The organism is Spiroplasma endosymbiont of Panzeria rudis, assembly GCF_964019705.1.
GTDB classification, from domain to species: Bacteria; Bacillota_I; Bacilli_A; order Mycoplasmatales; family VBWQ01; genus Spiroplasma_E; species Spiroplasma_E ixodetis_A.
The window spans coordinates 1,167,939-1,185,775 of record NZ_OZ026460.1 but is presented as its reverse complement, the minus strand read 5'-3'; the positions used below and the strand labels follow the sequence as shown (position 1 = coordinate 1,185,775).

Sequence of the window (17,837 nt, the reverse complement as noted above, 5' to 3'; positions counted from 1 at the left end):
ATGATATGAAAATGTTAAACAAAGATAATTTAAGCTTTTATAAAATGGCATTATTATTTATGATTCCAATTTGTGCACAATCTTTAATTGAAACATTAATAAACTTAATGAATAATTTTGTGGTTGGTCAATTTGGAAATGATGATGCTATTGCCGGAGTTGCATCATCAAGTAATATTTATGATATGGTTTGATATATCTTTTTTGCTATTGTTGCTACTGGTAATATTTTTACTGCTCAATATTTAGGTATTAAAGATAAGAAGAAAATTCAAGAAACTACTAATATAAAATTATTTTATACTTTAATTTTTTCAATATTTTTTGTTGTAATATTAGAATTATTTAGTAAACAAATTATGGGAATAATTCTTGGTGCTGAAGATAATTCTCATCAAAATGCTATTGGTATTGCTGAAGAATATAGTAAATTAATTGCTTGAAATTACCCATTATTAGGTTTTGCTTTTATTATGTCAATTACTATGAATACATGTGGTAACGTTAAAACACCATTGATAACTTCTATTTGTTCATTACTCTTAAATACATTTTTAGTTTGTATTTTATCATTACCATATAGTGGGGGACCACAATTAGGCATTGAAGGATTAGCAATAAGTTTAATTATTTCAAGAGCAGTAGAATGTTTTATATTGTTAGGTTATTTAATTTATAAAAAACCAATTTATGCTCCTAATTGAAATATTTTTAAATTTACAAAAGATTTACATAAAAAATATATTATTACTTTTATTCCTTTATTTGCTAGTCAAGTATTATTTGGTGTTTCAGTAGTAGTGTTAACAGCTTTATATTCTCATTTTGGTGATACTGAAGTTGTTGCCGCTGTGCAAATTGTTGGTAGTGTTGTTGCTATTTTTTATTCTACTTTTAGGGGATATAATGCTTTAGTTGGCTATGCTGTTGGTAGCAAGTTAGGTTCAGGAGAACTAGTACTGGCTAAAGAAAATGCTAAGAAGATATTAAAATTGAGTTTTGCTATTTCAACTGTTATTGTTTTAATTATTTTGGGTAGTGCTTTTTGAGTTCCAAAAGTATTATTTCCAAATTTATCTAATAATGCTATGAAACTTGCAGTTTGATATATGGCTTTTTCAGCAGTAACTTATTTTTTCATTAATATGATGCAACCATTATTTAGTTTTCTTTATGCTGGTGGCTATACTTTAATTATTAGTATTGCTGATCTATTTTTAATTTGATTTATTGATATTTTTATTACTTTTGCTTTATTGCAGTGAACTGACTTAAGTATTAAAATGGTAATTATGATTTCGTGTTTAAGTAAATCAGCTGATTTTATTTGTGCTTATGTATTTTATAAAATAATTCCTTGAAATAAAAATATTATTAATTCTAAAGTAGAAAGTGTACCTCATCCGACATTTGAACCACATGGATAATATAAAAATCCCTTTTTAATAATAGATTTATTTTAATAACTCTGTTTAAAAAATGTTAAAAAAATTCTATTATATTTTAGAAAATAAATTCATATTTATCGTTTTATTTTTATTGTATTTAATATACAATTATTATAGTTACTGGTGTGATTTTAGAGGATGGTAAAAGTAATGATTTTTTTATTTTTAGTTATAATTAAACTTTTATAATAATTAAATTTTTAAATAACTAAATAAATACGGACATTAAAAATTTTGACATACCTTTATTATAAGAAATTTTTATTTTTTGAAAGAATTTTAAAAAATAAGTTTAAGTAAATATATAAAAATAGTAATAACACCAGAACTAATAAAATCATTTTGGAATTAAAAAAGAAATTAAGAAATAATAAAAAAATAAAAAAAGCATGATTGTTTTAAAATTTTTTTATTTTTTTATAAGAAGGAGAAAGAAAATGTTAAAGTTTATAAGAAAATTTTATAATAAGTATCTTAAAAAGTACTTTAAAAAGAAAAATAAAGAATTACAAAAAATAAGAAAAGAAATTCTTCATATAGAAGAAGAGATGAAAAAACTAAAAGAAGATAATATTTTTTTATTTAATACTATTAAAATGTTATTAAATTATCAAAATAGTTCAATTGATAATCCTTTATATTTTAATCAAGATGATCATATTTATGAAGAAATAAAAGAAAGAGCTATTTTTGAAAAATTTATTTATGAAAATGTAAAAGATGAAACAACTTTATTGAGTTCAGTTGGTAATAATGTTCCTCCACAATTACCACCAAGAAATAAAACAAGTGAAAATAATATGAAAGTAACGACGGAAGAAATTAATGAAATTAAACTATCAAATATTACAAAAAAAGTAGAAGAACAACCTATATATGAAAAAATAAATACCGATTCAATTTATGATGAAGTTAAATCAAATATTAAACCATTTTGTCATTCTATTTCTTAGGAGGGCAAAATTATGAAAAAAATATTAAGTATATTTACAATAAGTATTTTAGCATCATTACTTTTCACAAGTAACATTATTAATATTGATAGTAATAAAACGGATAATAATGTTGTTAATAAAAATTCCTTACTACCAAAAAAAGAATCAACAAATGAGCCCTTAACTCATTTATTTAATAATCAATATAATTATTTAACAAATAGTAATTGAATTACTAATCAATCAGATTTAGATCAAAAATTTTACAGTTATGATACAAATCATGCTAATTATAAGTTGAGCAATGATATTAATGCTAGAGAAGTTTTTTTGTTGATAATGATGGTAATTTAAATTATGATTCTACACTTATTTTAGAAAAGGATAAGTTAAATATTGAAAATACAAAACAAGAAATGATTAACTATAAAAAAGTGACAAAAACTAAAGATAAAAAAAATATATCTAATGAAAGTATTTATGATAATAATTATTTTGAAGGTGATAATAATGATTGACAATATATTCAATTTGGAGGATTAAATAGTCATATTGATATTTCAAATCAAGTAGGTGCTGATAAAGTTGAACACAGTAATAATCTAAATGAAACATTAGGTTTATACTATATTGTTAAAGCAGTACACGAAAATAAAATTACTAAAGGTGTAGCTGATAGTTTAGGAAAGGATTTTATTAGTAAAATTAGTATTAAAAATAGTTTTAATAAAAGTTTAACTAATGAGATTATTAATTTAATTGTTGATAAAGAAAAAGTTTATAAACTAATTAATGAATTGCCCTTTTCTAAAGATGTAAGAGATTATTCAATTAATTATATTTTTGATAAAGATAATAATTTAATTGAAATTTATTATCATAAATTTAATAATACGAATTTAAGTAAAAATATTAATATATTTAATTCTCAATCATTTGATGGAACTAATAGTTGAGAAGATTTTAAATCAGAAAACTACACTTTAATTAATTGAGCAAAATATGCAAAAAGATGAGAAGAATTTTGTCTATTATGACCTAGCCTTTCATTTAATAATTCTTATATTAAATTAACTAATTCTAATGGTCCTGTTATTAACAATAATCTAAGTTTAATGACTAATAAAATTAATAAATCTATTCCTGAGTATATTGCTCCTCCATTTAATGATCCTGTAGTATTAAATAATGATACTTTTAATTTTAAGTTTGAAAATAATTTTTGAATTTTTATGGCTCAAAATCGAATTCATATATATTTATGTATATGGCATGATGATAATAATATTTATTGTCAATATGCAGGTCATAATTCTTCTCAGTTTTGTGCTAGTAGTAGTTCTTATGATATAAATTTGGAATCTATTACATTTCATAATTTATCTGATTCATCTGTTTTATTAAATAAAAAAATAGCAAATGAAAAAATTTATGCTTTGGGTGTTGATTCACAAAGTAATATTTTTAGAACACAAGAAGATAGAGTTTATAAACTTAGTACTACAGGAGTAGAAACTTTAATAGAAGGATTAGATGCTGGTAAAACTGCCAGAAATATAGTAATTGATAATGAAGATAATGTTTATGTTGGAACTGATTCTGGTTCTGTTTATAAAAGTGATGGAATACATAAATTTGAAAAAATTTTATTGCCAGATTCAACAAATTGAATATGAACTTTAGCAGTTAATAAAAAAACCAGCATTGTTTATGTTGGAAATGATGATGGTGTATATAGCATTGATAAAAATAGTAACGTTAATCATATGTTAGGAACACATGATTATATTAATAGTTTAGCAATAGGTGAAGATGGTTCTGTTTTTGCTGGAGCTAATAATCATGGTAAAATTTATAAAAGTAATGGTGTAAATGATTTTCAATTAATTAAAGAACAAAATGATGCTGGATCAATAAAAAGTTTAGTCGTAGATACTATTGGAACTATTTTTGCTGGTTCTGATAATGGTAATATTTATCAAATTAATAGTCGAATGTATTCTAAAATTTTAAATACAGGTCATGAAATTAAACGATTAATTATTGATAGAGATGGTGTTTTGTTTGCTGGTGTTGATTCAAATCAAATATATAAAAAAGTAAAAAAATCATCTACTTTTTACAATATGTTAGGAATAGATAATGATAATGAACATATTCTTGCCTTAACAATTAATTCAGAAAAAACTTTATATGCTGCAGGAACTGAAGGAATTTTGTATTCAAATAAAAATTTTAAGTAACATTTAAAATGTTACTTAAAATTAAATATATTAAAAAAAGATTTTAATTAAAAAATGTTGGCTGTTATGATATAAAATTAGATTTTTTTAATGCTATACTTATTTATAAAGTTTAAAATAATATGAAAGGAAGCAATTATGAAAGTAATTAAGGTTAAAAATATTAGGGCGGTTGTCAAATTTACAAAATAATTAATTATTATATTAGTAACTTATTTCCAAAAATGAATTATTTGAAAAATAATGAAAAATTAGACAAAATTACTCTCTTTAACCCTTAAATTTAATATTCGACGTATTTTAAAAAAAATAAAAGATACATTTTGTAAGTTAAATTAAAATTATTATCAAGGAAAAAGACAAGAAATAATCTTGTCTTTTTTTGTAATTGTAAAATTTTAAAATTTTTAATAAACCTCTTTAACGCTATTATCAACACGTGTTAGGGAATTAAAATAGTGAACTACAACACAGTTGTTAAAAATAGTAGCTAGAACATGTGGACTTGCATGAATAAATAAAAAGTGGATGATGCCTAATAAAATATACTAACCAGTAATGGTAATTCTTGGGGTGGGAGCGAATTGGAAACTAGTATATATAGACCCGTGGGGGAACCAACTATTATTCTTTATTTAACCAACCTTGCCACTCCCCAGTGAGCAAGTGTTGGTTTTATTTTTTATTTTTTTGAAAAAATTTTTTTGGGCGAGAAAATAAATTTCAAACTTGTAAAAAAAATTGAGCGGGGCCGGTTCAATTAAAATATTAATTTGTTTAACACAAATTAAATAAATATTGAATCGAATGCCTCAATGTTTTTTAAAATTTCACAATTTATTTTTGAGCCCAGAATTTCTGGAATGAATAAAACGAATAGTAGTATTATTAATAATTTAAAAATCAAAATATATGTTCTTTATGCTAGAAGCAACAGAACATATTAGGAAAGGATTATTATGCAAATAGAATTTAAAAAAGAACAAATTGTTAAAGATAAACCACAATCTATTCTTATTGATTATGTTGAATATAAATTATCGCTTCCAAAATGAATGATTAAAAATAATTCTTTTATTGTTGATAACAGTTACACATATTGAGTTTTTAATTTAGAAAATATTAAAAGAGAATTAAGTGGTAATGAATTAATAAAATTATTAGAACCATATATTAAAGACCAAAAAATAACTGTTAATAAACAAGAAACACCCAAAGAATATTATCTTAATGATATAAAACTTGAACCATTAACATTTTATGAACAGCATAATAGTTGATTTATGGGTGAAATAACAGATAACAAAACTAAAATTACTAATCCTTGTTTTAAATATAACATTACATGAGAAGAAAACAGAAAAGGCTTTAAAATAAATAATCCATATAAACATGATGATTTACCAATTAATTATATAGTTACTTCTTATAAGGAAATTTCAACTCATAATGAAAAAGTATTTTTGTTGAACATGTAAACAAAATAAATTAGATTATTTATTCTTTAATACTAATGATATAAAAGCAAGAAAATATTTTTTAAGAGATAAAAATAGTAAAGCAATTTGTTATGACTGTATTTTAAATATTAGGTTAAGTAGGAGCTATAAATATGGATAAAGAATATTTAACTAAAAGAGGAACGATTTGCATACCGGATAGTAATGATATTGAATTTAAAATAGGACTAATTAAACTGATTGATGATTTAAAAAAAGATAATTTAGTTTGTGGTCATAAAGAATTTATTGAAGAATGTAAATATTGTTGATGTAATTGTGATTTAGAAATTATTAAAACAGTTATTAGAAGTTAAGTAGGAGTTATAAATATGGATAAACAAAAACCATTTTCTTATAAAGACCAAGAAAATATTAATGAATATAATAAAAAACGTAATCAAGAAATAACAAAAGAACATTTATATAATATAGAAAAATTAAGAGAAGAGTTTAAACAAAAAGTAATTAATCAATATAAGGAAAATTTAATTAATTATCTTGAAAATGAATTTATGGAATTACTTAAAGATGATATTAGTGATGTAATTAAAATTGATATTACTAATTGAAAACTTAAATTAATAATGAAATTACAAGAAAAAATTCAAAATGGTGACTTTGAATAATGCAATATGACTTAATTATTGGAATTGACCCCGCTGGAATTGGTAATAATGGAATTGTTATATATTCAAATGAAACTAATAATATTGTGGATAGGTTACACTTTATTGGACACTAATTACGTAGACAAGTGAACAAATTAGTTAAAAGAAAGGAACTATAATTATGGCCAATATTAACTCATATACCGATGAATTTAAAAAACAAATAGTAGCTTTATATCAAAGCGGTAAGTCAGTGTCTTGTCTTGCTAAAGAGTACAATGTTACAAGAGCAGCTACTTATAATTGAATTAAGCAATTTACTAATTCAGGCAGTTTTAAAACTAAAGATAATCGTTCTATTGAAGAAAATGAATTAATTAAATTAAGAAAAGAATTAAAACAGTTACGAATGGAAAATGATATTTTAAAGCAAGCAGCACTAATAATAGGCAGAAAATAGAAATTATTGCTAAAAATAAAGTTAAATATAAAATTCGCACAATGTGTCGTTTTTTAAAACTTTCTAAATCAACATATTATTTTAATTTAAAGGAAAAAGAAAAAAACAAAATAATATTTATGATGAAGCTGTTATTAGTGCTTTTAAAGAAAATAAAGAAGTTTATGGAACAAGAAGATTAAAAGTTGTTCTAAAAGAAAAGAATATTTATTTGTCACGCAGAAAAATTAAAGAAATTATGAATAAACATAATTTAATATCAAAATACACTAAATTATCATTCAAAAATCATCATAATAAAGTCAACGATAGTCAAATAACCAATATCGTTAATAGAAACTTTAATAATAGGCTTAAAAATGAAGTTATTGTTAGTGATTTAACTTATGTTCAAGTTAATGGTAAATGAAACTATATTTGCCTATTAATTGACCTATTTAACCGCGAAATTATTGGACATAGTGTAGGTACTAAAAAAGATGCATCATTAGTACATCAAGCATTTATGCACTCAAATCGTTGTTTAAAAGATATTCAAATATTTCATAGTGATCGCGGTAATGAATTTAATAATAAAATTATTGATAAACTTTTACTAGCATTCAATATTAATCGCTCTTTAAGCAAAAAAGGTTGTCCTTATGATAACGCTGTTGCTGAAGCAACTTTTAAAACTTTCAAAATTGAATTTATTAATGATAAAAATTTTACATCATTAATCCAATTAAAATTAGAATTATTTGATTACATCAACTGATATAACAACATAAGAATTCACAGCACTTTAAACTACTTAACTCCAGTTAATTATCAAAAATAAATGTCTACCAAAAAATAGTCCTAAAAAGGGTTGCCATTCCAATTGTTTTTAATGAAACATTCAAAACTAAAACAGTTTTAGAAAGTAAAAATTTGTATAAAAAATACTTTTTATTAATTAAAAAACATTCTGACAATAAAAAAATACTAGTTATTGTAGAAAATTTCTTTTTAAATTCAAAACAATTATTAACTAATCCATTAGCAACTCCTAAAATTATTGGTGCATTAATGGTATTAGTAGAAGACGTTATGAATTGAGATTTTCAAGAAAGCGAACCAAAAAATAAAACTAAAATAGAAAATTATAAAGGAAATATAAAATTTACAAAACATGAACATGATGCATATAAGCATATTCAATACTATTTAAGGAATTATAAAAATGAAAGATAAAGCCAATTATGTCAAATTAACAGTAAAACTGAGTAACACTATTGAAGCAAAATGTTACGAAAAAGGTAATAAAGGATTATATTATAGTGTTCGTGGTCAATGAAATGGATTAAACTATGTTACTTTAATTTTTAACAACCCAAAATTTTATAATCGATGTATTTTATTAAACAAAAACGATGAAATTATTGTAACTGGTCAAATTTTTAATACTTTAAATATTCCTAAAAATCGTGCATTTTGTTCAATCAATGTTAAATGATTTAAAAAATGAAAAGAGTAAAAAAATGATATTATGAAAAATTTTATTGATAGTACCAATATTAATAACATCTATAACACTAATAATATTTTTAATATTTATTATTAAAGAATTAAAAAATGAATATAAAGTATTAAAAATATTAAGTGAAATTGTTAATCAAATTAAAAATAAGGAAATAAAATAATGAAATGTTTTCTATGTATGCATGGAGAAATATATTCTCCAAAAACGTTGTATAAAATAAAAAAATTGAAAAAAATAATTTACAAAGATAGAGATATTGATAGTGAAGATTTTAAGAAAAGATATGAATATCTTTTAAAAAAATTAGGTGATATTGATGAACAAATCATTTTAATAGAAGCTTTGGTAAATCAAGAAAAAAGATATAGAAAGGAGAAATTGAATAATGAATAAAGAAAAATTAATTACTGAGTTAAGAAATAGTATATATCTTGGGAAAATAGATACATGTTGTGCTGGAAATCTACTTAAAATAATTATAAAAATAGAAAATGGTGAATTTGACTAATGATAATATTACCTACTTTGTTTGAAAATAAAGATGAAATCGAAATATTATCACCATTTCCCAAATCAATTCATACCAGTAATGATATTAGAACAATTATTTTAAGAGAATATCCAAATGTTAAATCAAAACACATAATTGTTTCTGACCCCGAAGGTAATGTTGCATTAATAGTTGGTGATAATGATGTTTATCAAGGTTGAATTAAAGTAACAGTTAAAAAATTAGAAATTAAAGGACAATAAAATGATTAATAATTATGAATGACTATGATATTGTGATAGTTATGGTTGTAAAAATAACAATAGTAATCAAGAAATATATGTTTGCTCAATTAAAAAAGATAAAAAATTAGGATTATGTAAAACTCATTTTAATAATTACAAAAATATAACAATTGATTATGTTATCAAAATTAAAGGAGAATAGAAAATGCCAATATTCAAATTAGACTTAATAAATAAAAAATTAGAAAAATAAGATGAAAATCACCAAAAATGGGAAAAAATTAAAAACAAGGAGAATAAAAATGGAAACAAATAATTATACTTTAACTAAATTAATTAGAACTGGAATAAGTCCAATTTGTGCAATGATTGGTACAAGTGCTTATTATGGTCAAGTAATTGCAAATCCAGTATTAGGTTCAATTAATAGTTTATTTTTTGGTAAAAAGTTAGGTTTAGATATATGAAATTTAAATCAAAGACCAAATACTAAAACTAAATTAATTAATAGTTCTAAAAAAATATTATTAGGTTTAGGAACAATTGGTTTAGCAAATTATAGTAAATGAACAGAAAGTAATATTAGTCCTATTATTCCAACAACACCAATTCCAATAACTACTACAACTACAACAGAAGGTCCGCCATGATTACTATTAAATAAACAAGAAAATCAGTCATTAATGGACTGAGATACATATATTAGTTTAAATGCTTATGGTATTTCAAATCTTATTAGTGGATTAACTGAGTTAATATCTAATAAATTTGAAACAATAAGAAAGATTTGTAATATGGCAACTGGTGGATGTTTAATATCAAGTGGTGTAGCAATGGGAATTAATAATGATTTTAATAATGTTTATGCAGTACCTACTATTATTGCTGGTGCAAGTGAAATAATCCATAATTTACTACCTATGGAAACTACAAATCATATTCAAGAAATGCAAGAAACATCATTTAATGATGAAACTGCAAGATTAGTAAATGATAATAGATTCACAATTAATAGTGAAACAACTAGTCAATACGGTAGTGATAATATGAGCGAAGTAGCATTAAATCACGATAATGCTTCATTAAATTGAGATTATAATCACATGAGTTTATAAAGGAGGTGAATAATTTATGAATAAAGAAAAAATACTTGAATATTATAATAATGAAATAAAAACATATAAAGAACAAATAGAAGAATTAGAAAAAAAACTATCTGTATTAGTAGAAGTTATAAGTAATTCACAATCAATGATTGAAAGAATTAATAAAGGTGAATTTGATGAATAATCAAAAATAAACAATAAATAGTTGAAAGGAAAATATTGAAATGAAAGAATTTTTACATGAATTAATAATTATTGGAACAAGTGTTGGAACATTAATTTGCAGAGAAATTATTGTTTTATTAAAAAGATTTATCACAACTCCAAAACATATTAGAGCAAATAACAAAATTATCAAACATCAAAAAAACTTAGCAAAATTAAATGAAAAAATTAATAAAGAAAATAAATAATAAAGAGGTGATGTAAATGTTAGAAAATGAAAATAATGTTCAACAAACAACTGAACCTTTAACTGAAAACAATGCTTCTTCACAAGAAATAGAAAATAAAGTTAATGAAGCAGAAAATAAGTTAAATAAACTTAATCAAGAAATTAAAGAAAAAGAAATAATTAATATATTTAAAAAATATCAAGTTAAAACTGAATTTTATGATTTTTTAAAATTTAAAACTAATAATTTAGAAAATTCAAAAATTGAAGAAACTATTAAAAAAATTATTAAAGAACAACCAGTATTTAAAGAAATAATTAATACAGGTGGTAAACCACAAACAATAATAACAAATCAGCCAATTTCAATAAAAAGTACTTTATTGGATTATAAAAAGAAAAATAATTTATAACAGAAAGGAAATAAAAAAAATGTCAGTACCGTTCAATCAAAATTTAGATAATACCGAAAAATTAGTAGAAGCACCGGAGTTTATAGAATTTTATAAACAATCAAATTCACCATGAGCAAGTTTTTTTTCTATTGAAATGGTTAATTCTACAAAAATTGAATTTATAGTTAAAAAAACAAAAAATTCAGAAATTAAAGTACTAAAATGAAATAATAAAAGCAAAGGATTAGATGTTAGTTATGCTGAAACTATTAAAATTTTAAAAGAAATTAAACAAGAAGCAGTTGCAGGTGAAATAATTGCTAATGTTGATTTAAATGCAGAAAATGGACAAAATTTGTTAAATACAATGTAATATGAAGTTGCTAATGATTTAGCAGATTATCTAGCAAATAATGATACAAATGTAATTGCAAAATATTCAACTAAATTAGATATTACTGATAAAACACCAATAGGATATTTAAAATCAATGCTATCTGCTTGAAATACTTTATTTCAATTAAGAAATAGTAACAATTGTCAATTTTTTATTACTAATAATTTATATGATAGTTTAGTTTACTTAGCAGATAATAAAGGTTTAATTACTGATAACCAAATAGCACAACAATTAAGATTAAATGGAACAAATTTATATATCAAAGGTGTACTATGTCAAATTGTAATGGATGATTATATGACTTTTACTGATAATAATGAAACTAAAATTATGACTTTTGTTTTAGCAACACCAAGAGCAATGAAAAGATATATGTTATAAAATACAGTTGTATATGTTCAAGATATTAATGATGGTAAAGTTGGAAGAAGATATTTAGTTGGTGGAGAAGTAACTGGTGAAGCAATACCCTATATAACAGAAGAAGAAACAACTTCACGCTGAATGTTATGTGGAATTATTAATACTGATAAAACTGATTTAAAAACTAAAATCACAAGTTTAACAACTGATATTACTGCAAATGTTAATAACAATAATATTGAATTAAATACACAAATAAAAAGTACTAATGAACTTAAATCATTAAATCCTAATTTAACAAATCCAACTATTAAATATTTTAGTGATGCACAAGGAAAAACTAATGTAAGTAATCAAAAACAAAAAGCAGGTTACTTATATATAACTATTACTGCAAATGTTAATGACTTAAATTATAAAGGTTCAACAAATCCAATTAAAATAACTCTTAAATAAAGGAAATTAATATCATGCCAATTGGTACAACTAGTACAGCAATACTTTTAAACATAAATAAACCAAAACATACTAGAACAAGTAACCAACAAGAAAATAAAAGTTTTTGATGAGAAATTTTAGAAATGATTGGTGTACAAGTTATAGCAGTAGCACTTGCTCCTTTTACTGGTGGATTAAGTGAAAGTTTTGCACTTGGATTAGGTGCAAGTGATTTAATTGCTAGTATTAGTGCTGTTGGTGTAGAGTTTTTAACTGATTTTACTATTAATCAAGTTTATGATTATTTAAAAGGAAATGTAACACCATTAAATACTTTTTTTAATATATTACCAGCATTTGCTGGACTTAATAAAATTAGTCGTGGTTATCGTACAACTAAATTTATTAAGTTAGCACAAAAAACTAAAACATTAGAACAAGTTGGTATTAAAGAAGCAAAAAATTTACAAGAAATTATTAGTCAAGTAAGTGGAAAAGAAATTTTAACAGATAAAATTATTGGTAATAAACGTTATTTAATGAAGTATAGTTTTACTCCTAATCGTGAAACAGTATTACGAGATTTAGGATATGTTGCTGAAAGACAATATAAGAATAATTTTCAAAAACTAGAAACAGAAAAATTAATGGAACACTTATTATTACAAAATACATTAATAAAATTAAGTCCACAATTAACTCCTAAATTTAAAATTAAAGATATTGAAAAAGCAAATAACTTTTTAAAAAAATTTAATACTGATTTAAAAGAAGTATTAAAAATGAATCAACATGATTGATTAAATTTAGTTCATACAATACATACAGAAAATAGATATGGAAAAACTTTAATTTTAGATTTACAAAAAATTCGTGCTAATGCTATTAAATTTAATTTTAAAAATAATGTTATTCATCAACTTGTTTTAAAAGCAAATCAAACTTTTAAATATTTTGATATTAGATTTTATTTAAAAAAAGGTTTAAATAAATTTTGAAAAGATACACCATATTTTGAAAAAATACGAGAAAGTATATATAAATTACAAGAAAAATTTGAAAAGTTAGAAAAACAAGTATTTGAAAAAATTCAGAAATTAAAAGAAAAAGCAACTGATTTATTTACTAGTGCAGAAAAAAGAGCAATTAAACATGCACAATTAATTCCATTAAATTCCCCAGTATTTATGGGTTGTAAAATTCAACCTTTGTCATTAGATAAATGTGCAATTACTATTTATCATCGCAATCCTAAATATAAACCAATTACAGTTGTTGATAGTATTCTTAAAGCAAAAACTTTTGTTACTCAAATACATCCATTCCATTGATATCGTTGATATAGTGGTTGATACATTGGTTATGGTGTTAATCGTAATAAATGATTAAAAGCAATAGCATTTGCTCCACCAGTTTTACAACAAGTAATTAGAGATAGTTTTAAAGTATATAGAGAAATATTTAGAATAATAATAACTTATCATAAAGTAGTAAATGTTATTAATAATCCTATTGAAAATATTAACAAATCATTTAAAAATGTTGGTTTAAAGTTTTCAGTTAATACTTTATTTGGTACTGGATTATTACATCATTTAGAAAAATTTGCATATAGTTAAGTTGCAGAAAAAGGTAAGAAAAAATTACAAAAAGAAATTATTCATATATCACATAGAAAAACTAAAACAAAAACTAAACATTATAAAAAAGCATTTTTTAAGGAATGATAAATTATGATTAATAAACTTTGAACTGGTGTCAGGAGGCTTTTTAATAATCTGTGTATCTTTGTTTTACAAAGTTATTAATTTAGATTAATTCTGTCTTCAAATTTTATCATAAAATGAGCAATTGCTGTATTTCAATTTTGAATAGGCAATGTTCATTTTTTTGTTATATTTTCAATTGCCAAGTAAAATACTTTGAAAACTGCCATATCATTAGGAAAAACTTTTTTATTTCTGATGATTTTTCGTAATTGACTATTAACAGATTCAATAGCATTTGTAGTATAAATCACTCTTTTGATTTCTACTGGATAACTAATAAAAACCATTAAATTATCTCAATTTTTATATCAAGATTTTGGATAGGTTACACTTTATTGGACACTAATTACGTAGACAAGTGAACAAATTAGTTAAAAGAAAGGAACTATAATTATGGCCAATATTAACTCATATACCGATGAATTTAAAAAACAAATAGTAGCTTTATATCAAAGCGGTAAGTCAGTGTCTTGTCTTGCTAAAGAGTACAATGTTACAAGAGCAGCTACTTATAATTGAATTAAGCAATTTACTAATTCAGGCAGTTTTAAAACTAAAGATAATCGTTCTATTGAAGAAAATGAATTAATTAAATTAAGAAAAGAATTAAAACAGTTACGAATGGAAAATGATATTTTAAAGCAAGCAGCACTAATAATAGGCAGAAAATAGAAATTATTGCTAAAAATAAAGTTAAATATAAAATTCGCACAATGTGTCATTTTTTAAAACTTTCTAAATCAACATATTATTTTAATTTAAAGGAAAAAGAAAGAAAACAAAATAATATTTATGATGAAGCTGTTATTAGTGCTTTTAAAGAAAATAAAGAAGTTTATGGAACAAGAAGATTAAAAGTTGTTCTAAAAGAAAAGAATATTTATTTGTCACGCAGAAAAATTAAAGAAATTATGAATAAACATAATTTAATATCAAAATACACTAAATTATCATTCAAAAATCATCATAATAAAGTCAACGATAGTCAAATAACCAATATCGTTAATAGAAACTTTAATAATAGGCTTAAAAATGAAGTTATTGTTAGTGATTTAACTTATGTTCAAGTTAATGGTAAATGAAACTATATTTGCCTATTAATTGACCTATTTAACCGCGAAATTATTGGACATAGTGTAGGTACTAAAAAAGATGCATCATTAGTACATCAAGCATTTATGCACTCAAATCGTTGTTTAAAAGATATTCAAATATTTCATAGTGATCGCGGTAATGAATTTAATAATAAAATTATTGATAAACTTTTACTAGCATTCAATATTAATCGCTCTTTAAGCAAAAAAGGTTGTCCTTATGATAACGCTGTTGCTGAAGCAACTTTTAAAACTTTCAAAATTGAATTTATTAATGATAAAAATTTTACATCATTAATCCAATTAAAATTAGAATTATTTGATTACATCAACTGATATAACAACATAAGAATTCACAGCACTTTAAACTACTTAACTCCAGTTAATTATCAAAAATAAATGTCTACCAAAAAATAGTCCTAAAAAGGGTTGCCATTCCACTAATAAGATTTTTTTAGAACTATTAATTAATTTAGTTTTAGTATTTGGTCTTTGATTTAAATCTCATATATCTAAACCTAATTTTTTACCAAATAATAAACTATTAATTGAACCTAATACTGGATTTACAATTACTTGACCATAATAAGCACTTGTACCAATCATTGCACAAATTGGGCTTATTCCAGTTCTAATTAATTTAGTTAAAGTATAATTTGATTGTGTATTTTCTATACTTGGCATTTTATTCTCCTTTAATTTTCTAATTTTTTAATTGTTACTTTAATTCAACCTTGATAAACATCATTATCACCAACTATTAATGCAACATTACTTTCTGGGTCAGAAACAATTATGTGTTTGGATTTAACATTTGGGTATTGTCTTAAAATAATTGCTCTAATATCATTACTTGTATGAATTGCTTTTGGAAATGGTGATAATATTTCAATTTCATCTTTATTTTCAAACAAAGTAGGCAATATTATCATTAGTCAAATTCTCCATTTTTAATTTTTTCTTGTAAGTTCATTATTAATTTCATTTTTCAATTACTAATATTAATTTTAATTTCATCACTAATATCATCTTTAAGTAATTCCATAAATTCATTATCAAGATAATAAATTATTTTTTGGAAATGTTTAGTAATCTGTGTAACTTACAAAAATAACTATGTTTAATTAATTCTAGTAAATATAATTAAATGACTAGAAAGAGTGAGTTACAGATGGCTAAAAAAGATAACTTTAATAATAATGATCCAATATCAAAAGCAGTAGATTTATTACTAGAAAATACTGAAGATTTAACAACAGTTTTTAAACCTGGCGGTTTATATAAAGAATTAACAAAAAGATTAGTTGAAAAAATGTTGAATTCTGAAATGCAAAATTATTTAGGATATGAAAAAAATCAACATAGTACTACTGAAAATGCTCGTAATGGTACAAGTTCAAAAAAATTAATAACTCAACAAGGTAAAATTGAAATTGATGTACCAAGAGATCGCAATAGTAATTTTACTCCTGTAATAGTTCCTAAAAGGCAAAGAAGATTTGATGGTTTTGATCAACAAGTTCTTTCCTTGTATGCAAAAGGAATGACATTATCTGACATTAGAATGCAGTTGCAAGAGTTATATCATGGTGCTGATATTAGTGAAAGTGTTATTAGTCAAATTACTGATGATGTTATTGATGATGTTAAAGCATGACAAAATCGACCATTAGAAAGTATTTATCCTATTGTTTATTTTGATTGTATAGTAGTTAAAGTACGACAAGATAAACGGATTATTAACAAATCAGTTTATATAGCATTAGGAGTTGATTTAGAAGGCAAAAAAGATGTTTTAGGATTATGAATTAGTGAAAATGAAGGTTCTAAGTTTTGATTATCTAATTTCACAGAAATGAAAAATCGTGGCTTAAATGATATTCTTATTGCTTGTAGTGATAATTTAACAGGCATGTCAGAAGCAATACAATCAGTTTATCCTAAAACAGAACATCAATTATGCATTGTTCATCAAATTAGAAATAGTTTAAAATATGTTTCATACAAACATCGAAAAGGTCTAGTTGCAGATTTAAAACCAATTTATAGTGCATGTAGTGAAGAACAAGCAATGCAAGCTTTAGAATCGTTTGAAAGTAAATGAAATAAACAATATCCTCAAATTACTAAATCTTGATATAAAAATTGAGATAATTTAATGGTTTTTATTAGTTATCCAGTAGAAATCAAAAGAGTGATTTATACTACAAATGCTATTGAATCTGTTAATAGTCAATTACGAAAAATCATCAGAAATAAAAAAGTTTTTCCTAATGATATGGCAGTTTTCAAAATATTTTACTTGGCAATTGAAAATATAACAAAAAAATGAACATTGCCTATTCAAAATTGAAATACAGCAATTGCTCATTTTATGATAAAATTTGAGGAAATGTTTAGTAATCTGTGTAACTTACAAAAATAACTATGTTTAATTAATTCT

26 protein-coding genes and 2 pseudogenes are annotated in these 17,837 nt (G+C 22.9%); 25 read left to right on the top strand and 3 right to left on the bottom strand.

What is annotated here, in order from left to right; all coding sequences use genetic code 4:
* Positions 1 to 5 precede the first annotated feature (5 nt).
* The 23 genes and pseudogenes from AACK89_RS06605 (at position 6) to AACK89_RS06495 (ending at position 14,150) form a co-directional block, all read left to right on the top strand.
* Positions 6 to 1,427: an MATE family efflux transporter gene (locus AACK89_RS06605; protein WP_338978141.1), complete on the top strand. Its 1,422-nt coding sequence runs from the start codon at positions 6 to 8 to the stop codon at positions 1,425 to 1,427.
* 458 nt (positions 1,428 to 1,885) lie between these two features.
* A complete protein-coding gene (locus tag AACK89_RS06600; RefSeq protein ID WP_338978139.1) occupies positions 1,886 to 2,401 on the top strand; it encodes a hypothetical protein in 516 nt (171 codons plus the stop codon).
* A gap of 12 nt (positions 2,402 to 2,413) precedes the next feature.
* Positions 2,414 to 2,737 carry a hypothetical protein gene (locus AACK89_RS06595; RefSeq protein WP_338978137.1) on the top strand — a complete coding sequence of 108 codons (324 nt, stop codon included), beginning with the start codon at positions 2,414 to 2,416 and terminating at the stop codon, positions 2,735 to 2,737.
* Positions 2,738 to 2,799: 62 nt separating this feature from the next.
* Positions 2,800 to 4,626 carry a hypothetical protein gene (locus tag AACK89_RS06590; RefSeq protein ID WP_338978136.1) on the top strand — a complete coding sequence of 609 codons (1,827 nt, stop codon included), beginning with the start codon at positions 2,800 to 2,802 and terminating at the stop codon, positions 4,624 to 4,626.
* Positions 4,627 to 5,585: 959 nt separating this feature from the next.
* Complete coding sequence (locus AACK89_RS06585; protein ID WP_174481154.1) at positions 5,586 to 6,104, top strand: hypothetical protein; 519 nt, start codon at positions 5,586 to 5,588, stop codon at positions 6,102 to 6,104.
* Positions 6,105 to 6,238: 134 nt separating this feature from the next.
* Entirely contained in the window at positions 6,239 to 6,442 is a 204-nt protein-coding gene (locus AACK89_RS06580; protein WP_338978135.1) for a hypothetical protein, read from the top strand.
* 15 nt (positions 6,443 to 6,457) lie between these two features.
* Positions 6,458 to 6,754: a hypothetical protein gene (locus AACK89_RS06575; protein ID WP_174481152.1), complete on the top strand. Its 297-nt coding sequence runs from the start codon at positions 6,458 to 6,460 to the stop codon at positions 6,752 to 6,754.
* A 163-nt stretch (positions 6,755 to 6,917) separates the two neighbouring features.
* Positions 6,918 to 8,016: pseudogene (locus tag AACK89_RS06570) on the top strand (IS3 family transposase).
* Positions 8,017 to 8,108: 92 nt separating this feature from the next.
* Entirely contained in the window at positions 8,109 to 8,411 is a 303-nt protein-coding gene (locus tag AACK89_RS06565; RefSeq protein ID WP_338978133.1) for a hypothetical protein, read from the top strand.
* Complete coding sequence (locus tag AACK89_RS06560; RefSeq protein WP_174481150.1) at positions 8,401 to 8,694, top strand: hypothetical protein; 294 nt, start codon at positions 8,401 to 8,403, stop codon at positions 8,692 to 8,694. Before AACK89_RS06565 ends, AACK89_RS06560 begins: the two co-directional genes overlap by 11 nt.
* A gap of 4 nt (positions 8,695 to 8,698) precedes the next feature.
* On the top strand, positions 8,699 to 8,860 hold the full coding sequence (locus AACK89_RS06555) for a hypothetical protein (protein WP_174481149.1): 162 nt from the start codon (positions 8,699 to 8,701) through the stop codon (positions 8,858 to 8,860).
* Positions 8,860 to 9,093, top strand: coding sequence for a hypothetical protein (locus AACK89_RS06550; RefSeq protein WP_338978131.1), 234 nt, complete (start codon positions 8,860 to 8,862; stop codon positions 9,091 to 9,093). Before AACK89_RS06555 ends, AACK89_RS06550 begins: the two co-directional genes overlap by 1 nt.
* Positions 9,086 to 9,208, top strand: coding sequence for a hypothetical protein (locus AACK89_RS06545; protein ID WP_338978129.1), 123 nt, complete (start codon positions 9,086 to 9,088; stop codon positions 9,206 to 9,208). The genes AACK89_RS06550 and AACK89_RS06545 overlap by 8 nt, the downstream gene beginning before the upstream one ends.
* On the top strand, positions 9,208 to 9,453 hold the full coding sequence (locus tag AACK89_RS06540; protein ID WP_338978122.1) for a hypothetical protein: 246 nt from the start codon (positions 9,208 to 9,210) through the stop codon (positions 9,451 to 9,453). Before AACK89_RS06545 ends, AACK89_RS06540 begins: the two co-directional genes overlap by 1 nt.
* A 1-nt stretch (position 9,454) precedes the next feature.
* Positions 9,455 to 9,637, top strand: a complete 183-nt coding sequence (locus AACK89_RS06535; RefSeq protein WP_338978120.1) for a hypothetical protein — start codon at positions 9,455 to 9,457, stop codon at positions 9,635 to 9,637.
* 100 nt (positions 9,638 to 9,737) lie between these two features.
* Entirely contained in the window at positions 9,738 to 10,550 is an 813-nt protein-coding gene (locus AACK89_RS06530; protein WP_338978118.1) for a hypothetical protein, read from the top strand.
* Positions 10,551 to 10,566: 16 nt separating this feature from the next.
* Positions 10,567 to 10,725, top strand: a complete 159-nt coding sequence (locus tag AACK89_RS06525; protein WP_338978115.1) for a hypothetical protein — start codon at positions 10,567 to 10,569, stop codon at positions 10,723 to 10,725.
* A 40-nt stretch (positions 10,726 to 10,765) separates the two neighbouring features.
* Complete coding sequence (locus AACK89_RS06520; protein WP_338978114.1) at positions 10,766 to 10,954, top strand: hypothetical protein; 189 nt, start codon at positions 10,766 to 10,768, stop codon at positions 10,952 to 10,954.
* 16 nt (positions 10,955 to 10,970) lie between these two features.
* Positions 10,971 to 11,348 carry a hypothetical protein gene (locus tag AACK89_RS06515; protein WP_338978112.1) on the top strand — a complete coding sequence of 126 codons (378 nt, stop codon included), beginning with the start codon at positions 10,971 to 10,973 and terminating at the stop codon, positions 11,346 to 11,348.
* 19 nt (positions 11,349 to 11,367) lie between these two features.
* Positions 11,368 to 11,703 (top strand): hypothetical protein, encoded by a 336-nt coding sequence (locus tag AACK89_RS06510; protein WP_338978110.1) that lies wholly within the window; start codon positions 11,368 to 11,370, stop codon positions 11,701 to 11,703.
* 117 nt (positions 11,704 to 11,820) lie between these two features.
* Positions 11,821 to 12,111, top strand: a complete 291-nt coding sequence (locus tag AACK89_RS06505; protein ID WP_338978107.1) for a hypothetical protein — start codon at positions 11,821 to 11,823, stop codon at positions 12,109 to 12,111.
* Positions 12,112 to 12,234: 123 nt separating this feature from the next.
* Positions 12,235 to 12,549: a hypothetical protein gene (locus AACK89_RS06500; protein ID WP_338978106.1), complete on the top strand. Its 315-nt coding sequence runs from the start codon at positions 12,235 to 12,237 to the stop codon at positions 12,547 to 12,549.
* Between the two features lie 14 nt (positions 12,550 to 12,563).
* Positions 12,564 to 14,150, top strand: a complete 1,587-nt coding sequence (locus AACK89_RS06495) for a hypothetical protein (protein ID WP_338978104.1) — start codon at positions 12,564 to 12,566, stop codon at positions 14,148 to 14,150.
* A 185-nt stretch (positions 14,151 to 14,335) separates the two neighbouring features.
* On the opposite strand, the pseudogene AACK89_RS06490 reads toward AACK89_RS06495, so the two are convergent.
* A pseudogene (locus AACK89_RS06490) lies at positions 14,336 to 14,617 on the bottom strand (transposase); the annotation flags it as partial.
* Between the two features lie 76 nt (positions 14,618 to 14,693).
* Between AACK89_RS06490 and AACK89_RS06485 the strand changes: the two are divergent.
* Positions 14,694 to 15,793, top strand: a protein-coding gene (locus tag AACK89_RS06485) for an IS3 family transposase (protein ID WP_338977819.1) whose coding sequence is annotated in 2 segments (ribosomal slippage) — positions 14,694 to 14,937 and positions 14,937 to 15,793 — 1,101 coding nt in all. Because the reading frame shifts where the segments join, the coding sequence is not laid out codon by codon here.
* Here the strand turns inward: AACK89_RS06485 and AACK89_RS06480 are convergent.
* Together AACK89_RS06480 and AACK89_RS06475 are read right to left on the bottom strand one after the other, a co-directional pair.
* Complete coding sequence (locus AACK89_RS06480) at positions 15,767 to 16,078, bottom strand: hypothetical protein (RefSeq protein ID WP_338978100.1); 312 nt, start codon at positions 16,076 to 16,078, stop codon at positions 15,767 to 15,769. The genes AACK89_RS06485 and AACK89_RS06480 overlap by 27 nt on opposite strands.
* 11 nt (positions 16,079 to 16,089) lie before the next feature.
* Positions 16,090 to 16,326, bottom strand: coding sequence for a hypothetical protein (locus tag AACK89_RS06475; RefSeq protein ID WP_174480108.1), 237 nt, complete (start codon positions 16,324 to 16,326; stop codon positions 16,090 to 16,092).
* A 239-nt stretch (positions 16,327 to 16,565) separates the two neighbouring features.
* On the opposite strand from AACK89_RS06475, the gene AACK89_RS06470 reads away from it, so the two are divergent.
* A complete protein-coding gene (locus AACK89_RS06470) occupies positions 16,566 to 17,819 on the top strand; it encodes an IS256 family transposase (protein WP_338979309.1) in 1,254 nt (417 codons plus the stop codon).
* The last annotated feature ends 18 nt before the right edge of the window (positions 17,820 to 17,837 follow it).